Origin of the sequence: Bacillus sp. JJ1122 (assembly GCF_036964885.1) — a bacterium.
GTDB lineage: Bacteria > Bacillota > Bacilli > Bacillales > Cytobacillaceae > Mesobacillus.
In genome coordinates this window covers 305,935-330,494 of sequence record NZ_JBALQL010000014.1, presented here as the reverse complement: position 1 = coordinate 330,494, position 24,560 = coordinate 305,935, and the positions used below count along the sequence as shown (strand labels likewise).

Annotated in this window: 19 protein-coding genes, 2 pseudogenes, 1 riboswitch and 1 other annotated feature; of the genes and pseudogenes, 14 read left to right on the top strand and 7 right to left on the bottom strand. The window is 42.1% G+C overall.

The window, feature by feature from the left end:
- Positions 1 to 17: 17 nt before the first annotated feature.
- The 3 genes and pseudogenes from V7201_RS09530 (at position 18) to V7201_RS09520 (ending at position 1,037) form a co-directional block, all read left to right on the top strand.
- Positions 18 to 248, top strand: a complete 231-nt coding sequence (locus V7201_RS09530; RefSeq protein ID WP_335376531.1) for a hypothetical protein — start codon at positions 18 to 20, stop codon at positions 246 to 248.
- A 176-nt stretch (positions 249 to 424) separates the two neighbouring features.
- Positions 425 to 610 (top strand): annotated as a pseudogene (locus tag V7201_RS09525) (DUF3267 domain-containing protein); the annotation flags it as partial.
- A 76-nt stretch (positions 611 to 686) separates the two neighbouring features.
- Positions 687 to 1,037 carry a cell division protein FtsK gene (locus V7201_RS09520; protein ID WP_335376530.1) on the top strand — a complete coding sequence of 117 codons (351 nt, stop codon included), beginning with the start codon at positions 687 to 689 and terminating at the stop codon, positions 1,035 to 1,037.
- 187 nt (positions 1,038 to 1,224) lie between these two features.
- On the opposite strand, the gene arr is transcribed toward V7201_RS09520, so the two are convergent.
- On the bottom strand, positions 1,225 to 1,641 hold the full coding sequence (arr, locus tag V7201_RS09515; protein ID WP_335376529.1) for an NAD(+)--rifampin ADP-ribosyltransferase: 417 nt from the start codon (positions 1,639 to 1,641) through the stop codon (positions 1,225 to 1,227).
- A 599-nt stretch (positions 1,642 to 2,240) separates the two neighbouring features.
- Between arr and V7201_RS09510 the strand changes: the two genes are divergently transcribed.
- On the top strand, positions 2,241 to 2,738 hold the full coding sequence (locus V7201_RS09510; protein ID WP_335376528.1) for a DinB family protein: 498 nt from the start codon (positions 2,241 to 2,243) through the stop codon (positions 2,736 to 2,738).
- A gap of 107 nt (positions 2,739 to 2,845) precedes the next feature.
- Here V7201_RS09510 and V7201_RS09505 read toward each other — a convergent pair whose 3' ends face one another.
- Complete coding sequence (locus V7201_RS09505; RefSeq protein ID WP_335376527.1) at positions 2,846 to 3,466, bottom strand: NAD(P)-dependent oxidoreductase; 621 nt, start codon at positions 3,464 to 3,466, stop codon at positions 2,846 to 2,848.
- Positions 3,467 to 3,711: 245 nt separating this feature from the next.
- A riboswitch (SAM riboswitch) is annotated at positions 3,712 to 3,822 on the top strand.
- 148 nt (positions 3,823 to 3,970) lie between these two features.
- Between V7201_RS09505 and V7201_RS09500 the strand changes: the two genes are divergently transcribed.
- The 6 genes and pseudogenes from V7201_RS09500 (at position 3,971) to V7201_RS09475 (ending at position 11,219) form a co-directional block, all read left to right on the top strand.
- Entirely contained in the window at positions 3,971 to 5,221 is a 1,251-nt protein-coding gene (locus tag V7201_RS09500; protein WP_335376526.1) for a homoserine dehydrogenase, read from the top strand.
- Positions 5,222 to 5,266: 45 nt separating this feature from the next.
- Positions 5,267 to 6,463: an aspartate kinase gene (locus tag V7201_RS09495; protein WP_335376525.1), complete on the top strand. Its 1,197-nt coding sequence runs from the start codon at positions 5,267 to 5,269 to the stop codon at positions 6,461 to 6,463.
- Positions 6,464 to 6,758: 295 nt separating this feature from the next.
- Positions 6,759 to 6,998: pseudogene (locus V7201_RS09490) on the top strand (IS110 family transposase); the annotation flags it as partial.
- A gap of 337 nt (positions 6,999 to 7,335) precedes the next feature.
- Positions 7,336 to 8,700 carry a sigma-54 interaction domain-containing protein gene (locus tag V7201_RS09485; protein WP_335376583.1) on the top strand — a complete coding sequence of 455 codons (1,365 nt, stop codon included), beginning with the start codon at positions 7,336 to 7,338 and terminating at the stop codon, positions 8,698 to 8,700.
- 380 nt (positions 8,701 to 9,080) lie between these two features.
- On the top strand, positions 9,081 to 10,400 hold the full coding sequence (locus V7201_RS09480; protein ID WP_335376524.1) for a GntP family permease: 1,320 nt from the start codon (positions 9,081 to 9,083) through the stop codon (positions 10,398 to 10,400).
- A gap of 42 nt (positions 10,401 to 10,442) precedes the next feature.
- Positions 10,443 to 11,219 carry a 3-hydroxybutyrate dehydrogenase gene (locus V7201_RS09475; protein ID WP_335376582.1) on the top strand — a complete coding sequence of 259 codons (777 nt, stop codon included), beginning with the start codon at positions 10,443 to 10,445 and terminating at the stop codon, positions 11,217 to 11,219.
- 156 nt (positions 11,220 to 11,375) lie between these two features.
- On the opposite strand, the gene V7201_RS09470 is transcribed toward V7201_RS09475, so the two are convergent.
- The 4 genes from V7201_RS09470 to V7201_RS09455 form a co-directional block, all read right to left on the bottom strand.
- Complete coding sequence (locus tag V7201_RS09470) at positions 11,376 to 12,098, bottom strand: LutC/YkgG family protein (RefSeq protein ID WP_335376581.1); 723 nt, start codon at positions 12,096 to 12,098, stop codon at positions 11,376 to 11,378.
- Complete coding sequence (locus V7201_RS09465) at positions 12,092 to 13,522, bottom strand: LutB/LldF family L-lactate oxidation iron-sulfur protein (RefSeq protein ID WP_335376523.1); 1,431 nt, start codon at positions 13,520 to 13,522, stop codon at positions 12,092 to 12,094. The genes V7201_RS09470 and V7201_RS09465 overlap by 7 nt, the downstream gene beginning before the upstream one ends.
- 57 nt (positions 13,523 to 13,579) lie before the next feature.
- Positions 13,580 to 14,296, bottom strand: coding sequence for a (Fe-S)-binding protein (locus V7201_RS09460; protein ID WP_335376522.1), 717 nt, complete (start codon positions 14,294 to 14,296; stop codon positions 13,580 to 13,582).
- Between the two features lie 184 nt (positions 14,297 to 14,480).
- The gene (locus tag V7201_RS09455) at positions 14,481 to 15,212 is read right to left on the bottom strand and encodes a FadR/GntR family transcriptional regulator (RefSeq protein ID WP_335376521.1); all 732 of its coding nucleotides are present in this window, start codon (positions 15,210 to 15,212) and stop codon (positions 14,481 to 14,483) included.
- 321 nt (positions 15,213 to 15,533) lie between these two features.
- Here V7201_RS09455 and V7201_RS09450 point away from each other — a divergent pair, with 321 nt between their 5' ends.
- From V7201_RS09450 to V7201_RS09440, 3 genes are all read left to right on the top strand, one after another.
- Positions 15,534 to 17,228, top strand: coding sequence for an L-lactate permease (locus V7201_RS09450; RefSeq protein ID WP_335376520.1), 1,695 nt, complete (start codon positions 15,534 to 15,536; stop codon positions 17,226 to 17,228).
- 93 nt (positions 17,229 to 17,321) lie between these two features.
- Positions 17,322 to 18,734: a glycolate oxidase subunit GlcD gene (gene glcD / locus V7201_RS09445; RefSeq protein WP_335376519.1), complete on the top strand. Its 1,413-nt coding sequence runs from the start codon at positions 17,322 to 17,324 to the stop codon at positions 18,732 to 18,734.
- Positions 18,731 to 20,056: a (Fe-S)-binding protein gene (locus V7201_RS09440; protein WP_335376518.1), complete on the top strand. Its 1,326-nt coding sequence runs from the start codon at positions 18,731 to 18,733 to the stop codon at positions 20,054 to 20,056. Before glcD ends, V7201_RS09440 begins: the two co-directional genes overlap by 4 nt.
- Before the next feature lie 174 nt (positions 20,057 to 20,230).
- On the opposite strand, the gene V7201_RS09435 is transcribed toward V7201_RS09440, so the two are convergent.
- Positions 20,231 to 21,202 (bottom strand): nuclease-related domain-containing protein, encoded by a 972-nt coding sequence (locus V7201_RS09435; protein ID WP_335376517.1) that lies wholly within the window; start codon positions 21,200 to 21,202, stop codon positions 20,231 to 20,233.
- A gap of 491 nt (positions 21,203 to 21,693) precedes the next feature.
- Positions 21,694 to 21,911: a binding site (T-box leader), on the top strand.
- A 105-nt stretch (positions 21,912 to 22,016) separates the two neighbouring features.
- Here V7201_RS09435 and leuS point away from each other — a divergent pair.
- Positions 22,017 to 24,431: a leucine--tRNA ligase gene (leuS, locus tag V7201_RS09430; protein WP_335376516.1), complete on the top strand. Its 2,415-nt coding sequence runs from the start codon at positions 22,017 to 22,019 to the stop codon at positions 24,429 to 24,431.
- Positions 24,432 to 24,560 lie beyond the last annotated feature (129 nt).

Here is a 24,560-nt window from a genome sequence, read left to right as displayed (position 1 = left end):
TAACAAAGGGAGCAAAAATGATGAAGTACATTTTAATTGGAGCATTATCGTTGATATTATTATCAGGTTGTTCTTCCAACCCTGCTTCTAGTTCATATGCTTCAACAATGATGATTAATGGAGATTACTATGATGCTATAGGTGGCCAAAGTTCAGATTATACAATAGACAAGGAAATTGGGGAATTGAGAAGAACATTCCACCAGAAGAAACTTGATTTAAAGAAGACTTTCTTTCAAATTCTTTGAAAGAAGGCACACTTATTTACACCTCGAAAGAAGAGTGAAAGTTTTACTTGCTAAAACAGAAGATGGGAATCATGCATCTAAAGGCTAAATTACAAACATGTAGTCCAGAGTAATTTTTTTATGTGGAATGATTAATGTGGGTAGCTAAAAGAATCCCAACCATATATAGGAGGTGAATGCCTATGATAATATGGTTTCGACCCTTACCCCAGATAAGTATGGATTTGTCAGAATGGACTCCTTTTATTCAAAATAATTGGTATCGAAAACATTACATGAAGTTTGTATATCTTTTTCAGATCATCATTTTACTATTACCACAATTCTTCAATACAAGATTTGGATTAACTAATATAAATGTGTAAATAATTCTCTCGCGTTACCTTTATTTATCGGGTGCAGGAGTTGAAATCGAATGACAGGGTTTTAGGGGGGCTTATGAAATTCTTTAATAAAGTAAGTGATTTCTTTGGATTTACAAAACTTAAAGTGAGATTATATTGTGAAGATAAAGAGGGGATTTCAGAAGCAGATATGGAATATATAAATCGGATCAAGGGACAAAACCCTTTCGGTACCTTAACATTGTTTATAGGTGGGATATCTTTTGCCTTTGGACCAATTTATGTTGCTTTTCCCATTATCACAATCATCCTTTGTTTTTTAACTTATGGAACTTTTGATAGAGAAAAAGAAGATAATCCATGGCCTTTTATTATCGGTTTTTGTTTGGCTTTAATAGGCTTATTTATGTATTTAAGTGGCGTAGTCCATGAGCTAATAATATAAAGAAAGTGCCCTAAAGTATTACTGGCGAAAATCCAGGAAAGTATATTGCTTCGTGGGTTTGGTGGTTTAGTTCACCAATCAAGCCCCGGCTTTTGCATGCCTTTGTGTGCAAAAGCCGAAGACAAAAACCAATTAGCAAAGCAATCGAATCGGTTCTCTTAAGGCATTGCCATATAAATTTTAAGGATTAATCGTATATTACAGCTTTCCCTTGTTCACGTAACTTTTTCAAGGATGTAAGCATATGATTTATTTCTTCATCGGAATGTCTTTCCCATGAACTTAATTCTGCTACAATCTTCAAAGGAGATTTAGACCTATAAGAACGAGTTGGGTTGCCAGGAAATCTTTTGTCAGTTAAGTTGGGATCATTTTCATAATCACCTAATGGTTCTACAATATAAATTCTTTCTTTTGATGTAGATGTTGCTAATTCAGCACCCCACTTAGCAGCATCCAATGTTGCAGTAAAGTAAATATAGTTAGATTTTTTATCTTGGTAATTTGATAAGTGTTGAGGTTCTAATAAATCTCCAATTTTTAATGCTGCTTTAGTACCATGAAAAAAAGGACCTTTATCTAAGACATCTTTTTTGTCAGTCATACTGTTACCCCCTTTTGATTTGTGTATATCAGTATATTATTGGAATTACAGAAAGAGTAGTCTATAAATTATTTATACACCGTTGTATAATGTAAGTAGAGATTAACTACTATTTACGTTTTAAATCAGCATCATCATTTTGGGTTGTTGTGGATTTTGGGACATACATATAGTTTTATACTTAAAGATAATAAGCAATAAGGTGAGTTGATCCAGATGGATTAACCGCCTTTTTTTCATTAACGTTAAAATCATTATGTGATAAAAATGAAACGAACAATGACTAACAGAGAATTCCTTAAAAAACAAAGTTTTCGTTTAGAAGACACTTAAAAAGGTCTGCCCTAGGATACTTTATTTGCCATTATAAAGGTATAAAAGCTGTATGAGCTGAATAAGTCATAGTGATTATGGTTTTTGTGTATTCTCAAAATAAAAGAATGGAGCATAAAATGAAGGTAATGTTATGCGAAGGAATGGCTTTTTCTAAAAAGGATTGAGGATTATTGTTCATCGTCGCACGTTATTTTCGGACTACCCTGTCAGATATTTCTTGTCTTTTATCTTTGAAAGATTACTAACAGTGAGGGAGTGGTTGTATGCAAGTTGTAACCAAAATGTTTTTAGAACAACTCGACATGCATTGCCATAAGAATGAATGGTTTGCATCCATGGATCAGGCGCTGCATGGAGTCACCGCATCTGAGGCAGCTTGGACAAGTTCGGGAGGCAGCAATTCGATTTGGCAGATTGTCAACCACCTGATATTTTGGAATGAAGATGTAATCCACCGAATTAAGGGCACAAATAATCCGCAGAAGGCAGAAGACAATGAAGAAACCTTTGGAAATCCGGGGGATCCAGAAGACGACATTGGGTGGGCCCAGACAGTGCAGCACCTTAATGATGTCATGAATAAATTAAAAACGGTCATTGCGGGCCTGGACGATGAAAGGTTAAAAGCTCCGTATGCAGCTAACAGGTACTCTATTGAGCGTTTACTCAGCCATATCATGATGCACGATACGTACCATCTCGGCCAAATTGTTCTGTTGCGAAAATTGCAATCCTCTTGGGCTGGCGTTGATTGGTCCTAAAGCACATGTCTAGTGTTGGGAATTCACATGTTAAAAATAATTTATTAAAGGTGAAGGAAGCAAAAAATTGCTTCCTTTTGAATTAATTATTTATAGTATAAGAATTATTAATATGCGATGCCTACACGAGATTTTATATGATCGCTTGCTTTTATTTGTTTAAAAGTAAACTCTGCTGTATCCGGTACTGATATTTCAGCTCCACCCTCTGGCAAAAAGTCTTGGTTTATTCGATATTTGCCTATCCTTTCTCCATTCGGCAAGTAAGTAGGGCAGACAATCGTCCATTCCAGGTTTGATTGTTTGAGCATATCATAAACTTTATGATGTTCTTTCGCTGCACGAGTTGACTTCTGCTTTGATTCACTTGATTGATAACGCAGAGAATTTGGAGCGATTCTACTTTGCAGAATACCCGCAGTCCCTACAGTTATTATTCTTTTTATACCTTCGTTTTCCATTGCTTCGATAATAAGTTGCATACTTTCTGATAGAGTCTTTGTGCCATCAGTATTTAGTGCACTAATTACTACATCAGTCCCATGCATTGCACGTACTATATCATCTTTATTTAAAACATTCCCTTGAATAATGGTTAACTGTTCATTATATATTTGAATTTTCTCTGGAGTGCGAACTAATACAGTAACATGATGTCCGTCATGAAGGGCATAAGTAACGATTTGACTGCCAACTCGTCCAGTTGCACCAAAAACTAAAATATTCATAAGTATGAGGCTCCTTTTGTAAATACAAATATTTTACTATAAAAATCATTTTATTATTTTGTTTATAACGGGTTGTGGATCCAGGAAGGATAACGCTTTTTTGTTAAAGAATAGGAATTATGTTATTTATACCTTTAGAAAGAAAATTTTTAAAATACTAAAAATAGTATTGACGATGGAATGAATCCTCTTTATAATCTTGTTCATACTCAATTAGCAAGTAATACCAAAACCAAAAATCAGATCTCTTATCAAGAGCGGCGGAGGGATAGGCCCGATGAAGCCCGGCAACCTGCAGGATTAGACTGTAAAGGTGCCAATTCCTACAGATTCCATACGAATCTGGAAGATAAGGGGAGGAGCATGATTATTTAGCCCTCTTCTTAAAAAGAAGAGGGCTTTTCTGTATACCTCTTTCTTTTCCGCTTATCTCTCTCAAGTGAATCTTCAACTAAGATGAATTATTCCTACGCTTAAAGTGGAAGGTCGATAAAAGGAGGCTGAATGATGTCAACGATTAATGTGGCAATACTGGGGTTCGGAACGGTAGGGCAAGGAGTCTGTGAAGCAATCGATACTCATCAGGACAGATTGAAGGAAGTACTAGGGAAAGAGGTAAAAGTAAGGGCAATTCTTATAAAAGATCCCACTAAAGAGAGGAACATTGAACCATCCATCACCGTCACAACAGATTTCCAAGATATCCTGAATATCCCGGACCTGCACGTGATTTTTGAAGCGATCGTGGGAGAGGAGCCAACCTATACGTATTTAACCGAAGCCATTGAGAAGGGAGTTCATATCGTCACGGCCAATAAAGCTATGTTTGCCAAATATGGTCCGGGGCTATTGGAAAAAGCGAAAAGGAACGGGGTATCGGTCGGGTTTGAAGCCACGACAGCCGGAGGAATACCGGTGATCGGCAGTATCAGACAGCTTCTGAAGGTGAATGAAATCAGACAAATTCAAGGGATTTTGAATGGGACGTCCAACTTCATCCTATCTCAAATGAGAAAAAGAGGTCTTGCCTTTGATACAGCATTACAGATTGCTCAGGATAAAGGGTACGCTGAAGCCGATCCGACAAATGATATCGAAGGCCATGATGCGTTCTATAAATTGCTAATTTTAAGTCAAACAGCCTTTGGCAAACAGCCTGATTGGAAAAATGTTAAACGTAAAGGAATATCGCACCTGACTGCAGAGTGGCTTCAAGCAGCTGAATCCTTTCGATTGCGCTTCAAGCACGCAGGTTCTCTCCGGCGGGATTCAGTCGATCATATCAAAGGTGAAGTTGAGCCCATTCTTGTTCATGATACCCATCCTTTTTACGGTGTGGAGGATGTAGAAAATGCCATATCTTTAAAGGGGAGTCTTGTAGGAAGGATAACCTTGCTTGGTCCAGGAGCTGGAAAATTGCCTACAGGCAGCGCCATGGTAGAGGATTTTCTGTCGTTGATCGAGAGGAAGTACACTGCCTCTGCCGAAAGCATAGCGGGGACCGGGGAGATTCCTGTTGATAGTACCCACCAATGGGTTCTAAGAATCCATGAAGATGATGAGTATCATAACTGGATTCCGTCGTTCACTTTGAAGGATCATATTCAGCTTGGCGATTACTTGTACGTATTTGTAGAAGGCAGGAAAGAAACACTTGAATCGCTTCTTCGAACGCATGATTATATTCAGGCTGTGCCTATTCTGAATGAAATCCCTTTGGAAAATGAAGTGAAGACTGAAGCTGCAGTTTCTTAAAAGTAATCATTAATAAATATGGTCTGATAGAAAGTAGGGGTATCATTGGGTATGATTGTTCAAAAATTTGGTGGAACCTCTGTTGGAACAACAGATCGAATCAAGCGTATGGTCTTTCATGTCAAGAAGGAAAGAGAAAAAGGTCATGATGTTGTCGTAGTAGTATCAGCAATGAATAAAACGACAGATACACTCGTAAGGTTGGCAGGGGAACTCTCTGCAATGCCAAGTAAGAGAGAAATGGATATGCTCTTAAGTACAGGTGAGCAGGTGACGATCTCCCTTTTGACAATGGCTCTGCAGCATACGGGGCTGGAAGCCGTATCCCTCACAGGCAGACAGGCGGGCATCCAAACAAATGGGGTATTTGGGAATGCCAGGATTACCTTCATTGATACCGGTCGGATAAAATCGGAGTTATCAAAAGGACGAATTGTCGTGGTAGCCGGTTTTCAAGGAATCACGGATAAAGGAGAAGTGACTACATTAGGCAGGGGCGGATCAGATACGACCGCAGCTGCTCTTGCTGCTGCTTTAAAAGCGGATAGGTGTGATATTTATACGGATGTAGATGGGGTGTATACTTCGGATCCACGAATCGTTCCCCAGGCAGCAAAAATTGACACCCTCTCCTATGATCAGATGCTGTGTTTAGCTGCCATGGGAGCTGGTGTCCTGCATCCGAGAGCGATTAAACATGCGAAGGAACATCATGTGCCACTTGTGGTTTGTTCGAGTTTGATTGAGGGACTGGGGACAGTCATTAGTGAAAGAACACAGAGAAATGACCCTATTCTTGGGATAGCCTACCAGAAACACATTTCTGTCATGACCATCTGTGGCTGTCAGGGTGGAGAATCACTGATTCTTTATGATCTCGATTCGCATTATGTTGAGACAGAAATAATTAAATTCAAGGACAACCTTATCCTCATAGTAAAAGATGAGGATTTTCCAGAAGTAAAGAGAATCGTTGGACAATATAATCAAGCCTATTCTTATATAGAAGAGAGAGAAGATCTATCAAAGGTGTCCGTGATAGGGCGCATTAACTCAACACAAGAGGTAAAAAAGAACGTTACCAGCGTTTTTCATGACTACCATATTGCGAAGGAATCCATATGGGAATCCTCGGTTGGATTAAGTGCGCTTGTGGATAAGTGTGATGTTGAAAAGGCTGCCAGGGTCCTTCATATGCACTTTGGTTTGGATAATCTAGAATCAAGGAGAGCTGTTTTGTAATGGGATAGCTAAGTGATACATTCTGTCTCTCATTACGTCTTAAATGTAAAAAAGTGTATAGGCAGCCCTATACACTTTTTACTTAAGGCTGATCAAAACAGGCTTACCGAATGGGTGCTTGATCCAGGAAGGATTATGCACCTTTTTTATTGAATTCATTATGAAACATACGGAGCAGCATTCCTGTAATGAAAGAAAATGGAGTTTGTATAAAAAAATAGCCTCTTGGTAGAATGAGAGAGTCCTGAAGCTGGCCAGCGAAAAGGACAAAACTCATATACCAGGAGGCCGTGTAATGAATTATAACCAAAATGATAAAATTGCTCAAATTACTTCTCAGACTTTAATTATAGGTGTTGATATTGCGAAGTTCAAACATGTCGCACGCGCGCAGGACTATAGAGGTATGGAGTTTGGATCACCTTGCTTTTTTGATAATACCAAGCAAGGATTTCAACTTTTTCTCGACTGGATCCTTCAACTTAAAAAGGATCAAGAGATGGAACAAGTGATTGTAGGCATGGAGCCAACCGGTCATGATCTTTTTCTTTTACGCCATCAATAATGGCTATTGTTGCATAAAGACAAATTAAAAATACACTGATCGTAATCAACCAAGCTACAAACATGGTATTTCCCCCTTTTAATGAACTTAAGGATATTTTAAGAAATTCTTAGTTATTTCTGAGTGATATAAGTCACAGAAAAGGGGGTTAGATATTGCGATTTTATGAACGATTGGAAACTTCTATATTATTTAAGTAAAGATTAAAGCAATTCATCATGGACGTTACTAGCCCGGTTGATCTTATCAAAAACCTTAGTTATCAGAAAAGTATGATAAAATGAAAGAAAAAAACAGGTGACGAATGATGAATGCAAAGCTTTTACATATTCCAGCTGACATTATAGAAACAATTGTTGAGAATGCCTTCGAATGGCTCGTCGTTGTCGACAGAGAAGGCAGGATTATTTATATTAATCATAATTATTGTGAATTCCTTGAGGTTAACCGGGAAGAAACGATTGGCAGGCATGTGACGGAGGTAATCGAGAATACAAGGATGCATATCGTCGCTGAAACTGGCCAGGAAGAATTAGCGGACCTTCAATATATTAAAGGTAATTACATGATCGCCAACCGGGTTCCCATCATTAAGAACGGAGAAGTCATTGCTGCGTTTGGTACTGTATTTTTCAGGGACACTCAGGAATGGATGAAGATGGACAGCCATGTAAAAAGCCTTCTGACACGAATGCAGCCGTACATTCAGAAAATTGATTCCGGGGTAAAATATTCACTCGATGATATTTTAGGGGAATCCAAGCAGATTTTAAGTTTAAAAGAAAAAGTGAAGCTGGTGTCCAATAGCGATATTTCCGTCCTGATTAGGGGAGAAAGCGGTACAGGTAAGGAATTATTTGCGCACAGCATCCATCAGCTGAGCAGCAGGAGCCAAAAGCCTTTTATTAAAGTGAATTGCGGTGCGATTCCAGAAAATTTGCTTGAATCAGAGCTTTTTGGTTATGAGGAAGGTGCTTTTACAGGGGCAAAAAAAGGTGGAAAAAAGGGGAAATTTCAGCTCGCTGACGGGGGGACTTTGTTCCTCGACGAAATCGGAGATATGCCGCTTAGCATGCAGGTAAAGCTTTTGAGAGCACTGCAGGACGGTGAAATAGAGCCCATTGGTTCAACGAAATCTGTATCAGTTGATGTGCGGATCATTGCGGCAACGAACAGGCCATTGGAAAATATGATAGAAGAGAAGCGCTTCAGGGAAGATTTATTTTATCGGATCAATGTCGTTCCTTTCAGTGTGCCTTCGCTAAGAGAAAGAGCAGAAGACTTGAGCTTGCTGATCAGGCATTTTATCGAGAAAGTCACAAACCGTTTAGGCAAGCGAATCGCAGGGATTGATCATGAGGTAATGACCGTTCTTAAATCTTATAGCTGGCCGGGGAATATAAGAGAGCTTGAAAATGTGATCGAAGCTGCGGTCCATCTGACATTAGGAGAGCGTGTCACAGTTGAATCCTTACCAGATTATCTGCAAACAAAGAACGTTTTCTACCGATTTAATAACAAGAAGCTGAAGGATATTCTTGAGGAAACGGAAAAATGGGTCCTGCAGCAAAGCCTGGACCGGAATAATAATGATAAAGCTCTTGTGGCGAAAGAACTCGGTGTCAGCAGGTCAACGTTGTATGAAAAACTAAATAAATTCGGCTTATTATAGTCCGAAAATCCGGATTGGTGTCCGGGTTTTCGGATTTTTATTTTTCTATTAAATTATTTGAAGGTTTTCACTGTAAGAAAGGTAATAAACCAATTGAAACGGGACAGGTTTTTGTAAAGAAATTCTACTAAGTTAAATGGAAGAAATGATAATAGAATCCGAAAATCCGGATTTAAATAACTGAAAATTTAGAATAAACGTTGAATCCGACTGTTAAATAAAGTTGGCACGAAAGTTGCAATATTGTTTATCAGCAATTTTATTTCATTGTTTCTCGTCATGAGGTTTTATGTAAGCGTTGACATTATTTTGTGAAATGAGGTGGGAACAGCTGCTGGCTATCTTATTTAAGATTACTAAATGAACAAGGGGGAAAAGGAATGCTAAGTATGATTGGTTTGATTGGCGGATTGGCATTATTAATTTTTCTGACGATGAGGGGAATGAACTTACTTATTGTCGGTCCAATCTCTGCTTTATTTGTAGCATTGTTTAGCGGAATGCCGTTATTTCCGCAGCTGGCCGAAGAAGGCGCAGCCAATTTTGTCGGGAACTATATGACAGGTTTCTCTGGATTTGTTACTGCATGGTATCTGATGTTCTTGCTCGGAGCGATATTCGGAAAGGTTATGGAGGATAGCGGCGCAGCTGACAGCGTGTCCGAGTATATTGTCGGAAAGTTCGGCATGAAATATGCAGTCCTCGCAATCGTTATCGCCTGTGCAGTTTTGACGTATGGCGGTGTAAGTTTGTTCGTCGTTGCATTTTCAGTCTATCCAATGGCGCTGAGCTTGTTCAAGCAGGCCGATCTTCCAAGACGTTTTATCCCTGCTGCACTCGCATTCGGTTCTGTTACCTTTACGATGACTTCTGCAGGTTCTCCAGAAATCCAAAACTGGATTCCGATTGAATTCTTGAACACAACTCCATATGCAGGCTGGGAGGTCAGCTTAATTGTCGCTGTCTTCATGATGGTTTTCGGTTATTGGTGGCTGAAACGAATGATCACGAAAGCTGTTGCTAAAGGAGAAAGATTTGTTTCGAGAGAATCTGATCCTGTCAATGAAAAACGCACATTGCCTAATCCATGGATGGGTCTCATTCCATTGCTAGTCGTTCTCGTTATCGCATTTGTATTCCATGATTCATTAAAGCAGTCTGCCTTGATCATTGCACTTCTCGGAGGGGTAATCACTACCTATGTGTTAAACCGAAAATACTTCAAAAACTTCTGGGAGGCGATTTCCGAAGGAACTCTGGGTGCCTTGATCGCAATTGGTAATACAGCTGCTGTTGTAGGATTCGGCGGCGTTGCCAAAGCAGTGCCGGCGTTCCAGGCAGCTGTTGATGCGATGACAAATATTCCGGGAAGTCCATTAATCGGTGCTGCAATTGCAGTTTCTGTGATTGCGGGGATGACTGGCTCTGCTTCCGGCGGCCAGGCAATTGCGCTTCCGCTCCTGGCACCACACTATATGGATATGGGTGTAAATCCAGAGGCGCTTCACAGGGTTGCCGCAATTTCTTCTGGTGCGCTTGATTCACTTCCACATAACGGCTACGTAGTAACAACAGTAAGGGCGATTTGCGGTGAATCACATCAGGACGCTTATAATGCTGTCGGTGCAGTAACAGTTATTGTTCCAGCGCTTGGTGTCGTGCTGGCTATTATTCTATTCTCGTTTGGTGTGGGGATTTAATATAGTTGATTTTTACCTAGCCTAAAGGAAAGGAGTTTCATGATGGTAAAAGATAAAGTAGTGCTCATAACCGGTGCCGCTCAGGGAATCGGTTATGAGATTGGCAAAAGCTTTGCTGAACATGGAGGGAAGGTTTTCCTTACAGATTTGCAGGCTGATGCCGTCGAGAATGCAGCAGCCAGCCTGCGAGAGCTTGGATTTGAGGCTGCAGGATTGAAATGTGATGTTACAAAAGAGGAAGAAATCGCACAGGCTGTTGCGAAATGCGTTGAGCAGTATGGGCAGGTCGATGTCCTCATCAATAATGCTGGATTGCAGTATGTGTCGATGATCGAGGACTTCCCGACGGAAAAATTCGAATTGTTGATAAAAGTCATGCTTACTGCACCTTTTGTAGGATTGAAATATGCTTTGCCTGTGATGAAAAAACAGGGCTTTGGCCGCGTCATCAATATGGCTTCGATCAATGGTCTCGTCGGCTTTGCAGGCAAAGCAGCATATAATAGTGCCAAGCATGGGGTCATCGGGCTGACGAAGGTTGCAGCACTGGAAACGGCCCAGCACGGCATTACTGTAAATGCGGTATGTCCAGGATATGTGGATACACCTCTTGTGCGCAATCAGTTATCAGACCTTGCAACGACCCGCAATGTCCCGCTTGAAAAGGTTCTTGAGGAAGTCATCTTTCCTCTCGTTCCGCAAAAACGGCTTCTGGCTGTCGAGGAAATTGCTCATTATGTCCTGTTCCTTGCGAGCGATGCAGCCAAAGGAATTACGGGGCAGGCTGCAGTCATTGACGGCGGCTATACGATTCAATAATAAAATGAGCCGGCATCCATTGAAGGAAGCCGGCTCATATTTTATAACAGGGTTGGTTATGGTAAAAGTTTTATAAAGGGCATCAATGTAGTGTTTTAAGTGTCATTCATGCCTTCATTAGTAAAATTTTTAAGCCTTTAAATCGTTTGTAATATCTTACAGGTCATCAATCACGATATAGGTTGCTTTCACTGGTCCATGCACGCCGACAACCAGGTTCAGCTCAATGTCAGCTGAATTGCTTGGTCCGGTAATAAAGTTAATGCATGATGCTACCTGTTTGCCAGAGTGGTGCAATTCGCGCAATTTGCGCGCTGCCTGTGTAATCCTTGGGACGATGGTGCTCTTAGGAATAAGCGCAATATATGTGGCTGGAAGGAAGCTGACTGTCCGGCCTTTGTCTTTATCACTGAATAACACAACCGTGCCTGATTCGGCGAGCGTCATTTCACTGATTGTGATGCCCACATTCGCTTTTTCCGCCTGGCGGATATTTTCCTCTCCGTTCCTATGATCCCACTCATAAACTTCAATATTTTTAGAAGGCCATTCATCTTTCATAAGAGAATCAAGTCCCCATTTTGAAAAACGGTCATCCTTCCAGGAAACGACTGGGCCGCCTCCATAGTTTGACACAACCTCATTCAATGTTTCAGGCAAATTCTTCGAATCAGTCATGACAAGGCTTGTATGAATTTTAAGGCATTGAGTTTTTAGGACCTCAATCAATTCATCAGGAGTGGCTCCGTTTAAAACCTGGTCCTGGGGGCGATGTTTCCAGGCAGGTACTTTAACGCCGCTCGATAATCGGCCTCTTCCAAGTGAACTTGCAATCTGCTCTAGAAAGGCTTCACGGTTTTGGATTGTTCCTGTCATGATTCTTTGCCTCCTTTTTCCCGGTTTTTGAACCAGTCTCTGAATCTTTCTTTATTAGGAGCAGGGAACTCCCTAATTTCTGTCCATGCTTTTAGCGGGCCAGGCCCTTTTGAGATTTTATCACCGACAGTGAACGGGTTCATGGCTGCAGGAGCAACCTTGGATCCGAGCTTGTAAAGCATTGGCGAAGCAGCTCCGAGACCAAATGCCTTCATGGCGAGCTTTTCGGAAATTGGCGCTTTGCCTTCCTGTTCAACTATAACCTGTCGATGTTTATGCAAAAGCTCATGCAGCGGTATTTTTACAGGGCATACATCTGTACAAGCTCCACAAAGGGTAGAAGCATATGGAAGCTCCTTGTATTCGTCGTATCCGCCAAGCAATGGTGACAATACGGCACCAATTGGTCCTGAATAAATAGATCCATATGAGTGGCCGCCTACATGTCGATAGACAGGGCAAACATTGATACATGCTGCACAACGGATACATTGAAGCACAGACTGGAATTCACCGCCAAGGATTTTTGATCTGCCATTATCAACGATCACAAGATGGAATTCTTCTGGTCCATCAACGTCATGCTCTTCACGCGGACCTGTCAGGACAGTGATATAGCTTGTAAGCTTCTGGCCGACTGCACTTCTTGTCAGCAGGCTGACGAGGACTTCCATCTCTTCAAATGTTGGTACAAGACGCTCCATTCCCATTACCGTGATTTGGGTTTTTGGGAGGGAGGTAACCAAATCGGCGTTTCCTTCGTTCGTCACAAGGCTGAAGGATCCTGTTTCAGCAACCGCGAAATTACAGCCTGTGATGCCGATGTCTGCTGTCAAATATTCCTGGCGCAGCATTTCACGTGCATGCCAGGCTAACTCTTCGGGCTTCTCCGTTTTTTGATAGCCCAGCTTCTTTGTAAAAACGTCCCTGATCTGCTCCTTGTTTTTATGCAAGGCTGGAACAACAATGTGTGACGGCGGATCATGATCGTCCACCTGGAGGATGTATTCCCCGAGGTCCGTTTCAACGACAGTGCAGCCAGCCTCTTCAAGCGTTGCGTTAAGGCTGATTTCTTCTGTAACCATGGATTTGGCTTTAACGACTTTTTTGGCATTCTTTTTGGCAACTACGCCTTTTATATATTCATTCGCCTGCTCTGCAGTTTGGGCAAAGAATACATGCCCTCCGCGTTTGGCTACATTTTCACTAAGCTGCTCCAGATAATAGTCCAAATTTTCAAGGACGTGCTGGCGGATTTCTTCACCATGGCTGCGCCATTCTTCCCAATTTCCCAGTTCCTCTGCCGCGTTTTGCCTGCGGACGCCCATGCTGTTCTGGGCACCGGCAACCGCGCCGCGCATGAAAGAATCATTTATGCCATTGTCGACACGTTCTTTAAAGTTATCAGTTCCAATCTTCATTGCCATGCGGAATATTCCCTCCTTTTTCATCAGGAAAAATAGTTTTTTATTATGGTAGAGTGATTATCGGCTGTTTAACACTTCTGCAATATGGAGAACTTTAATAGGCTTTCCTTGCCTTTCAATTCGTCCGCCGATGTTCATAAGGCAGCCAGCGTCCGCTCCAATTAAATACTGTGCTCCTGTTTCTTCAACATGCATAACCTTTTCATCAACCATCTGCTCAGAAATCTGCGCCATCTTGACAGAGAAGGTCCCTCCAAAGCCGCAGCATTGCTCCTTGCCAGGTAGCTCAGTGAACTCTAGGCCCTTTACATTGCTTAATAGAATCATAGGTGCCTTTTTGACACCTAACAATCTAGTCATATGGCAGGATGTATGGTATGTGACCTTGCCTTCAAAACGGGCACCTACATCTTCAATCTTTAAGACATCGACAATAAACTGAGTTAATTCAAAGGATTTAGCCGCAAGCTTCTTCGCCTTTGGCTCCCAAACAGGATCTTCCTTGAATACATGTGGATATTCATGGAACATTGTGATGCATGATCCGGAGGGGGATACAACATACTCTGCATCTATAAATGTATCGATCATCGATTTCATTGCTTCTTTTGCTTCTTTAACATACCCACTGTTATAGGCTGGCTGACCGCAGCAAACCTGAGATTCAGGAAAGTCGATTTCACATCCGAGCTTCTCCAGCAGTTCCACTGTGGCTTTTCCCGCATTGCTCTGGAACATGTCGACCAAACAAGTTGCAAAAAGAGTTACCTTCATTTGTTCAACCTCTTTCCTAACGATTGATATAAACAGAGATTAACAGGTCATCTGATGACCTGAAAATCACATGGCTTCATTAAAACTAATACTACTATAAAAATATATTTTTTTGAAAGGGGTTTCAGAAATTTTTTTATTAAATAAAAACCATACCTCTAGAAAAGAGGTATGGAAAATGGATTTATAATGGATTCCCTTTAGACTGGTTGATGTACTTGAGAAGAATATCCTCTACACTTTCAATATGACTTAGCATCAGGCTTCTCGCAGTTTCTGCATCTTGTTCTTTTATCGCCTGGTAAATGGCGTAGTGCTCATCATGAAGACGATCTGTCGTTGTTTGCTTAGAGTAAAGCCAGAGGCGTCGTGTTTCCTTCATTGTTTCACCCATTAAGCCGGAAACATGATTCATTAAGCTGATTAATAATGGATTTTGCGAACTCTCTGCAATGGCCAAATGAAATTGCAAATCTGCTTTTTCACCAAGCTCCTCATTGCCATTTGCGCGCTTCATTTCCTCCAAAGCGTCTTCCATAGCCTTCAGCTGAATGTCGGTGCGCTTCTCAGCTGCAGAGAAGACAGTTCCCGCTTCAAGAATTTTACGAACCTCTAATAGATGTGCTGTGTCTTCAGGATTCATCAGGATGGCAGTGGATAAAGGGAAGCTGATCTGGGCTGTTTCGAATTCTCTTACATATGTTCCTTCGCCCTGCCTGATTTCAATTAATCCCATTGCTCTTAAAGCAGTAAGCGCTTCCCTGATAGCGGAGCGGCCAACCTGGAAGTTTTCTGCCAGCTGCTGTACTGAATCCAGTTTGTCACCAGGCTTTAGTTGTCCAGAACGAATCATACCATGAATCGCTTCTGCCACTTCTTCATATATTTTTTTAGGTTTGATTTTTTTATATTGCAATATAAAGCCCCCAAGTTTGTTCTCTTAGCATTCATTATACAATTTTTTGCGGGAAGGGGAAGATTCTTTCAGCATGAAATGGGTTTTAAGTGGTAAATTACAGTTAAAAAAATCACATGAAGATATAAATATATTTTACTAAATTTTAAAAAAGATATTGAAAATTTTGTAGAGGCGACCCTATAATTCAAATAACAGTCATGTTAATGACCTAGTCATCAGATGACCTTATCATATTATGTAAGCGATTACTCGATAAGGGGATGGCCAAACAGTTGGGGAACTGTTTCATTATGACAACTTGATAATAGGGGGTAAATTATGTCGTTCACACAAAATTTCACAGCGGTAGGTGATAACCTCGCCTTATCCGCGATCGTTGCACTGATTCCTATTTTGTATTTCTTCTGGGCCCTCGCGATTAAAAGAATGAAAGGGCATATTGCGGGCTTGACTACACTGGCTGTCGCAATTATTGTAGCCGTTATTGCGTTTAAAATGCCTGCCGGTCTGGCGCTCATGTCGGCTTCACAAGGTGCTGTTTACGGTATTTTGCCAATCGGCTGGATCATCATTACGTCCGTATTTCTTTACAAACTGACTGTGAAAACAGGACAATTTGATATTATTCGCAATTCCGTCTTGTCGATCACAGAAGACCGCCGTTTGCAAGCACTTTTGGTAGCGTTCTCATTTGGTGCGTTCCTTGAAGGAGCAGCAGGATTTGGAGCGCCAGTAGCTATTTCGGCAGCACTTTTAGTAGGATTAGGGTTTAACCCTCTATATGCAGCAGGACTTTGCTTAATAGCAAATACAGCACCGGTTGCCTTCGGAGCAATTGGGATTCCAATTATCGCAGTTGAGGGACCAACAGGGATCCCTGCAATGGAAATTTCAAAAATGGTCGGCCGCCAGCTGCCATTCTTGTCCGTTTTCATTCCGTTTTACTTAATCGTCATCATGGCTGGCTTTAAGAGAGCTTTAGAAGTATTGCCGGCAATCCTTGTATCAGGTATATCATTTGCAGCAACACAGTACTTCACATCTAACTTTGTTGGACCAGAGCTTCCGGATATTCTTTCTGCGCTCGTTTCCTTGTTTGCACTTGCGATCTTCCTTAAATTCTGGAAGCCTAAGACAATCTTCAGATTTGAGGCTGAACAGGAGCTGGCAGCAACTGCGGCAGTAAAAATGCCAGCAAAAACTAAGCAAGCACATACTGGTGCACAGATTTTCAAAGCATGGTCTCCATTTTTGATTTTGACTGCCATCATTTCAGTCTGGGGCATTCCGACAATCAAGCTTGCCCTTACTGGTCACTATGAAGGAACAAATGCAGTCTTAAAAGCGATCAACTCACTTGGTCATGCCTTAACATTTGTGCCTGAAGTACCGTTCTTGAACAATAACATTATTAACACAGCAGGAGATCCAGTTGCTGCAGTATATAAGCTGGAAGTGCTTGGTGCTGCGGGAACAGCGATCTTAATTGCAACCATCATCACGAAATTCATTGTTGGTATCTCATGGAAGAAATGGGTAGTAACCTTCGGTGAGGTAATGAATGAATTGAAGTTTCCTGTGCTGACTATTGGTTCAGTTGTAGGTTTCGCTTATGTAACAAACGCGTCTGGCATGAGTACTACATTAGGTATGACTCTAGCAAAAACAGGTGCAGTCTTGTTCCCATTCTTCTCTCCATTCCTTGGATGGCTTGGTGTATTCATTACTGGATCTGATACATCAGCGAACCTTTTATTCGGAAACCTGCAGAAGATTACCGCTACTTCAATAGGCATGGATCCTGTTCTTGCCGTAGCAGCAAACTCTTCCGGCGGGGTTGCCGGGAAGATGATTTCGCCGCAATCAATCGCTGTAGCCTGCGCAGCAGTTGGACTGGCTGGAAAAGAATCCGATCTGTTCCGCTTCACGATCAAACATAGTTTATTCCTGGTAACGCTCGTCGGCATTATTACATTCTTGCAAAATAGCGTTTTATCATGGATGATTCCTTAATTAATAAGTTGTAAAAAATGCAAAATTATCCCAGGCTTCTGTCATAATGATAGATGCCTGGATTTATTTATCTTCACAAGGGGGAATATCATAATGCTTACAACAGCAGTAAGAGAAAAAATCATTTCAGTCGTTTCTGCAGCTAATTTTGATGATACGAAAACAGGACGCCTTGTCTATTCATACGATGCAACACCTAATTTTCAATCAATGCCAGATGGGGTAGTGAGTCCAAGGAATAAAGAAGAAGTTTCTGAAATTGTTAAGATCTGTAATGAGTATAAAATTCCGATTGTGCCACGTGGGTCCGGAACAAATCTTTGTGCCGGCACCTGCCCGACAGAAGGTGGGATTGTGCTGCTTTTTAAACATATGAATAAGATTATTGAAGTAGATGAAGAGAACCTGACTGCTACTGTTCAGCCTGGGGTTGTGACGCTGGATTTAATCAACGCTGTTGAAGCAAAGGGGTTATTTTTCCCACCAGATCCAGGTTCTATGAAAATATCAACAATCGGTGGAAATATTAATGAAAATTCAGGCGGACTTCGCGGATTGAAATATGGTGTAACAAGAGACTACGTGATTGGTCTTGAAGCAGTCCTTCCAAATGGAGACATTATCCGTACAGGTGGAAAGCTTGCCAAAGATGTAGCAGGCTACGATTTCACAAGATTGTTCGTCGGTTCTGAAGGAACGCTTGGCATCGTGACAGAAGCGATCCTGAAACTAATTCCTGTTCCAGAAACAAAGCAGACGATGCTTGCTCTTTATCAGGACCTCGAAGCGGCAGCGAAATCTGTTTCAAAAATCATTGCAAGCAAAATCATCCCGGCCACGCTTGAATTCCTTGATCAGCCAACACTAAGGGTTGTCGAAGATTTTGCTAAAATTGGCTTGCCTACTGATGTAAAGGCAGTTTTATTGATTGAACAAGACGGTCCTCCTGAAGTTGTCCAGCGGGATATGGCGCGGATTGCCGAGGTGTGCAAGGAGGAAAAAGCTGTTTCAGTACAGGTCGCACAGTCTGAAGCAGAGGCAGAAGCGTTAAGGACAGCACGTCGCAGCGCCTTATCAGCACTTGCCCGCTTGAAGCCTACGACGATCCTAGAGGATGCTACAGTTCCAAGATCCGAGATTGCTAGAATGGTAAATGCCATTAATGAGATTGCCGTGAAATATGATTTGAATATCTGTACTTTTGGCCATGCAGGTGATGGGAATCTTCACCCAACCTGTCCAACAGACTCCCGCAACCATGAGGAAATGGAGAGAGTGGAAAAAGCTTTCGCGGAAATTTTTGAAAAAGCAATTGAGTTTGGCGGCACGATCACAGGTGAGCATGGCGTCGGCGTCATGAAAGCACCGTACCTTGAGTTGAAGCTTGGCAAGGAAGGGGTCGCTGCCATGAAGGCTGTGAAGGCAGCGCTTGATCCAAACAACATCATGAATCCAGGCAAGATATTCGCGAAAGACAGCAGGAAACGAGTGGTGGTTTCTAGATGACAACAGTTCAAGAACAGCAAAGAATCCAAACACAATTTCAGGAAAAAATGAATCAGGATGAACTATTGAATTGCATGCGATGCGGCTTTTGTCTTCCAACCTGCCCGACATATATTGAATCAGGCTATCAGGAGTCCCATTCACCACGCGGACGCATCGCTTTGATGAAGGCGGTAGTCGATGGCTTGATCGAGCCAGATGAGGATTTTGAAAGATCACTCGATCTCTGTCTTGGTTGCAGGGCATGTGAGCCTGTCTGCCCATCAGGTGTGAATTATGGACATCTTCTCGAGGAAGCCCGTGATATCGTTAATCAAAACAAGAAGTTTTCGATGCCGGTTCGGGTTGTTCGAAAAGCTGTATTCAAGGGGCTTTTCCCTCACCAGAACAGAATGAGGGGACTTACTGGACTGATTGGTTTCTATCAGCGATCAGGGCTTCAGAAGGTTGCGCGTGGTACTGGAGTGATGAAGCTGTTCCCGGAATCCCTGGCCACTATGGAAAAAGTACTGCCGAAGGTGCCAACGTTGAAGGAAATGAGAAATCGTCCTCAGCATCTTGAAGCGATCGGTACTAAAACCCATAAGGTCGCCTTTTTCAGCGGCTGCTTGATGGATACGATGTTCCTTGAGACAAATAATGCGACCATGAAGCTGCTTCAGCTGGCAGGCTGCGAAATCGTCATTCCGAAAGAGCAGGCTTGCTGCGGCGCGTTGCATGGCCACAGCGGTGAAAAAGATGATGCGAAAGCACTGGCCCGTCGTAACATTAAAGCCTTTGAGGATACTGGCGTAGATTTTATCATCACCAATGCTGGCGGTTGCGGTGCCTTCCTAGTCGACTATGACCATCTGCTCAAGGACGAACCGGAATGGAACGAACGCGCAAAGTCATTTAAGGATAAAATCAAGGATATATCTCAGATTTTAGTAGAGGTAGGCTTCCATGAAAAAGTGAAGCTTGAACTGCCGCACCAAGTCGTGACTTACCAGGATTCATGCCATCTTCGCAACGTGATGAAGACTGCCTCAGCGCCAAGAACGCTGCTGAAAGCTATTAATGGTGTAGAATTCATCGAAATGCAGAATGCCGATCGTTGCTGTGGTTCTGCTGGAATTTACAATATAGTCGAAAGCGAAATGTCCATGCAGTTGCTAGACTCCAAAATGGTCCAGGCAAAAGAAACCCACGCAACGACAATCGTCACCGCGAATCCAGGGTGCCTGCTCCAGATGAAACTCGGAATCGAACGTGAAGGCTTGTCTTCAAGTATGAGAGGTATTCATATTGTTGATTTGCTTGTGGAAGCTGTGAAAGAATAGTTTAATTTTGTGAGACCCTATTCGTGATTTCTTTGCGGATGGGGCCTTTTTTTGTCTAGCTCCAGCCGAGTCGCTTCGGTCCGCCCTTCGACGGACACGATGTACTAGTGCCGACGTTGTAACAGGACTTGGCGTAGTTAGTCGCCGTTCCTTTTACATGCACTTGCGCTTTTCTTAGTTGAAGAAATCTTTGGGGGGGTGGTACAGCCTGTTTCTAGTAGTGCCAGTAGAAATGAGGTTAAGTGATTTTAATAAATGAGTTGCGAAATCATCTGAGTTTACTTGAAGAAATACACGTAATTGTTTATTCGATAAGGTGTTCCCATATAATAGAAAGTAATCTTTAATTGCGGCGGTGTGTGCGTCTTTTGAGGTGTGGCTACAGGATTTGCAATACCAATTGCCGTGGATACGCTCCATCCCCAAGGCAGAGCATCTTGGACATTGGATTCCCAGATTAAGGTCTTTAATAGGAATATTCATCGCACTCACAGCAGGGATAAGTGGTTCATGTTTTTTTAATAACAATTTGGTTATTTTTTTGATGTCTTTTCCGGACCAATTCACGTTTTTATATTTAGACCTCAAATCGGAAATTTTGTAAGGGATTCTTGCCGTTCGGCAGACTCTGTAGGCAACTTCTTGACTCCTGCCTGGATTTAAGATGAGTGTTTGAGGGTTGCTGATTGTAACGAAGTATTCTAGTGGAGAAGAGGGGAAATGATTTTTAGATAACAAGGTATGGAGATGTGATGTTTGGATTTTAGCTTGCAGGACTGGGCTGGAATAAACCTTTGTACTTCCATCGAATCTTTGAATCATTTGATCAAATTCAGTATTAAACTCGATTTCTCCAGCGTGATTTTTGGCTTCCATATTTACGATAAAGCATGGACTTAGAAGGAGAGTGTCTATTTGGAAATGGGTATCTTTGTGGGGAAGCCGAATACTCTGGATTATGGTGAAATCGTCATCAGGCAACTGTGAAAGATAGTAATCAAGTTCTTTTTCTCCTTTGAATCCGGATCTCCTGCGAATTAATTTTGCTTCAAACTCAGATTTTCTTGGATGTCTGTCAGGCAATCTTCTCACAACTGCTTCATAAATGAGGATTTCTAACGGGATAGTACGTTTTTTAGCAATCAAATGCATCTCTCCTTGTAAATAGTAATATTATAGTTCGATAATTAAGGGGAAAATTCCTGTTTTTTACGTAAAATCATTATTTTTTGTAAAAAAATGGGATTTGTTAAAGGTTATTCTTAAGGTCATTCCGCAGAAACTTGTCGAAATCCCGCAAAAATAGGAATGGATTCCGCAAATACTCATCCATATTCCGCAAATATTTGTCGAAATCCCGCAAACTGGAAATTTCACGGGGTTTTTTCCAGTTTTTCAAAAGAAATTCAACCAAATTAAATGGAAACCAAAGAATGACGTGGCCAAGGCTAAACCCCTGGCTTTTTAGCGCGATCTAGGCTGAAATACATAACCTAATATTTTCTCGCGGGACAATTTCGATAGAAAATCCCCACACCAATCCACCGCGAAATTCATAATATAACCTCCAAAATCATTTCTTTCATCCCCGCTTGCATCCAAGCGGGAAATTTATTACAATATCCCTATATCTATAACGAAAGACTTCGACAAGGAGTAGTAGTGGTGAAAGCCTGAGCAAGAGAGCTGGCGGTTGGTGCAAGCCAGACGGGACCATCATGAACTCGCCTTTGAGTCGCGAGCGTGAACCTTTAGTAACGCTTGCCGTATTCCGCGTTAAGGATGAATGAAGCGAGTGTTGCACACTAATTTGGGTGGTACCGCGGGAGATTATACATATCCTCTCGTCCCTTTTACAGGGACGGGAGTTTTTTGTTTTCTAGGAGAAGAAGCACAAGCGGCTTTCATATCCAAAACTCCATCCCTTAAAATAAATCGACAAAAACAGGAGGACAAATCGATGAGCTTTAACCATCAGGAAATCGAAAAAAAATGGCAATCGTACTGGGAACAGAACAAAACCTTCCAAACAACTGAAGATAAAGGAAAGCAAAAATTTTACGCGTTGGATATGTTTCCGTATCCTTCAGGTGCTGGACTTCACGTTGGTCATCCGGAAGGGTACACGGCAACTGACATTCTTTCACGCATGAAAAGGATGCAAGGCTTTAACGTTCTACATCCAATGGGCTGGGATGCATTCGGTCTTCCGGCAGAGCAGTATGCGTTAGATACAGGTAACGATCCTGCTGAATTTACGGAGCAGAACATCAACACGTTCCGCCGACAAATCAAAGCGTTAGGCTTCTCATATGACTGGGATCGCGAAGTCAACACGACTGATCCGGGTTACTATAAGTGGACTCAATGGATTTTCTTGAAGCTTTATGAAAAAGGGCTTGCTTACATTGATGAAGTGGCAGTGAACTGGTGCCCGGCACTTGGAACTGTTTTAGCGAATGAAGAAGTTATCGATGGAAAAAGTGAGCGTGGCGGACACCCAGTTGAACGTCGTCCAATGAGACAGTGGATGCTTAAAATTACAGCCTATGCGGACCGCTTGCTTGAGGACCTTGATTTATTGGATTGGCCGGACAGCCTTAAGGATATGCAGAGAAATTGGATTGGCCGTTCAGAGGGTGCCGAAATTACTTTCACCATTGATGGACATGACGGAACGTTCACTGTCTTCACAACACGACCAGATACATTGTTCGGAGCGACTTATGCAGTACTAGCACCGGAACACCAATTGGTTGATAAAATTACGACAGCTGAGCAGCGTTCAGCAGTGGAAAAATACATTGATGAAATCAAGAGCAAGAGCGACTTAGAGCGTACAGACCTTGCAAAGGACAAAACAGGCGTGTTCACTGGCGCTTATGCGGTCAACCCAGCAAACGGCGAGAAAATGCCAATCTGGATTGCGGACTACGTACTAGCTTCATACGGAACAGGAGCTATCATGGCAGTACCTGCACATGACGAGCGCGACTACGAATTCGCTAAAAAATTCAACCTTGAAATCAAAGAAGTCGTAGCTGGCGGAAATGTAGCTGAAGAAGCATACACGGGCGATGGCGAGCACGTGAATTCTGAATTCCTTAACGGCATGAATAAGGAAGATGGAATCAACAAGATGATTGCATGGTTGGAGGAAAAAGGCATCGGAACGAAAAAAGTCACTTATCGTTTGAGAGACTGGCTGTTCAGCCGCCAACGCTACTGGGGTGAGCCGATTCCAATCATCCACTGGGAAGATGGCACCATGTCAGCTGTACCTGAGGATCAACTGCCGCTTATCCTTCCAAAAGCAACGGACATCAAGCCATCGGGAACAGGCGAGTCTCCACTTGCGAATATCGATGAGTGGGTGAATGTCGTCGACCCTGAAACAGGCAGAAAGGGCCGCAGGGAAACGAATACAATGCCGCAGTGGGGTGGCAGCTGCTGGTACTACCTTCGTTACATTGATCCGAAAAACGAGCATGCACTTGCCGACGCTGAAAAATTAAAAGAATGGCTTCCGGTCGATATTTATATTGGTGGAGCAGAGCATGCTGTATTGCACTTGTTATATGCACGCTTCTGGCACAAGGTCCTTTATGATGTGGGTGTAGTTCACACGAAGGAGCCATTCCAAAAGTTATTCAACCAGGGGATGATCCTTGGTGAAAACAATGAAAAAATGAGTAAATCAAAAGGCAATGTGGTGAATCCAGATGAAATCGTTGAAAGCCACGGTGCCGACACTTTAAGACTTTATGAAATGTTCATGGGTCCACTTGAAGCATCAATCGCCTGGTCAACAAATGGTCTTGACGGATCTCGCCGTTTCCTTGACCGTATCTGGCGTTTATTCGTTGACGAAAATGGCAGCTTAAATGAGAAAATCAAGGACAGTGATGGATCGAACCTTGAGAAGGTCTACCATCAGACTGTTAAGAAAGTAACGGAGGACTATGAAGGACTTCGTTTTAACACGGCTATTTCGCAAATGATGGTATTCATCAATGAAGCATATAAGGCAACAGAACTTCCTAAAGCATACGTGGAAGGCTTCGTTAAAATGATTGCTCCGATTTGTCCGCATATTGCAGAAGAGCTTTGGACTAAGCTTGGTAACAACGAATCCATTACTTATGCTGCATGGCCTGCATATGATGAAGCGAAGCTTGTCGACGATGAAGTAGAAATCGTTGTTCAGGTAAATGGCAAAATCAAAGCAAAAATGATGGTACCGGCAGATGCGAACAGGGAAGCTTTAGAGCAACTTGCGATGGAGGACAATGAAGTCAAAGTGCAAATCGATGGCAAGACAGTCCGCAAAGTAATTGCCGTACCAGGAAAGCTAGTAAACATCGTAGCTAATTAATTTCGGTAGGCAGAATACGAGTTAACAGTATTGCTGACCATCCACAGTTCAATTTACCAAATAGCCAAAATAAAAGGGTCGTAATCTACGGCCCTTTTATTTTAGTTAAAAGCTCTGTTAAAGCTGAAT

What these genes read in the sequence shown, in the direction of transcription:
- V7201_RS09500 (WP_335376526.1), top strand. Translation starts at nt 3,971, where the DNA reads ATGATGTCAACGATTAATGTGGCAATACTGGGGTTCGGAACGGTAGGG.
- V7201_RS09485 (WP_335376583.1), top strand. Translation starts at nt 7,336, where the DNA reads ATGAATGCAAAGCTTTTACATATTCCAGCTGACATTATAGAAACAATT.
- glcD (WP_335376519.1), top strand. Translation starts at nt 17,322, where the DNA reads ATGCTTACAACAGCAGTAAGAGAAAAAATCATTTCAGTCGTTTCTGCA.
- V7201_RS09450 (WP_335376520.1), top strand. Translation starts at nt 15,534, where the DNA reads ATGTCGTTCACACAAAATTTCACAGCGGTAGGTGATAACCTCGCCTTA.
- leuS (WP_335376516.1), top strand. Translation starts at nt 22,017, where the DNA reads ATGAGCTTTAACCATCAGGAAATCGAAAAAAAATGGCAATCGTACTGG.
- V7201_RS09505 (WP_335376527.1), bottom strand. Translation starts at nt 3,466, where the DNA reads ATGAATATTTTAGTTTTTGGTGCAACTGGACGAGTTGGCAGTCAAATC.
- V7201_RS09520 (WP_335376530.1), top strand. Translation starts at nt 687, where the DNA reads ATGAAATTCTTTAATAAAGTAAGTGATTTCTTTGGATTTACAAAACTT.
- V7201_RS09440 (WP_335376518.1), top strand. Translation starts at nt 18,731, where the DNA reads ATGACAACAGTTCAAGAACAGCAAAGAATCCAAACACAATTTCAGGAA.
- V7201_RS09465 (WP_335376523.1), bottom strand. Translation starts at nt 13,522, where the DNA reads ATGGCAATGAAGATTGGAACTGATAACTTTAAAGAACGTGTCGACAAT.
- V7201_RS09480 (WP_335376524.1), top strand. Translation starts at nt 9,081, where the DNA reads ATGCTAAGTATGATTGGTTTGATTGGCGGATTGGCATTATTAATTTTT.
- arr (WP_335376529.1), bottom strand. Translation starts at nt 1,641, where the DNA reads ATGACTGACAAAAAAGATGTCTTAGATAAAGGTCCTTTTTTTCATGGT.
- V7201_RS09460 (WP_335376522.1), bottom strand. Translation starts at nt 14,296, where the DNA reads ATGAAGGTAACTCTTTTTGCAACTTGTTTGGTCGACATGTTCCAGAGC.
- V7201_RS09475 (WP_335376582.1), top strand. Translation starts at nt 10,443, where the DNA reads ATGGTAAAAGATAAAGTAGTGCTCATAACCGGTGCCGCTCAGGGAATC.
- V7201_RS09510 (WP_335376528.1), top strand. Translation starts at nt 2,241, where the DNA reads ATGCAAGTTGTAACCAAAATGTTTTTAGAACAACTCGACATGCATTGC.
- V7201_RS09530 (WP_335376531.1), top strand. Translation starts at nt 18, where the DNA reads ATGATGAAGTACATTTTAATTGGAGCATTATCGTTGATATTATTATCA.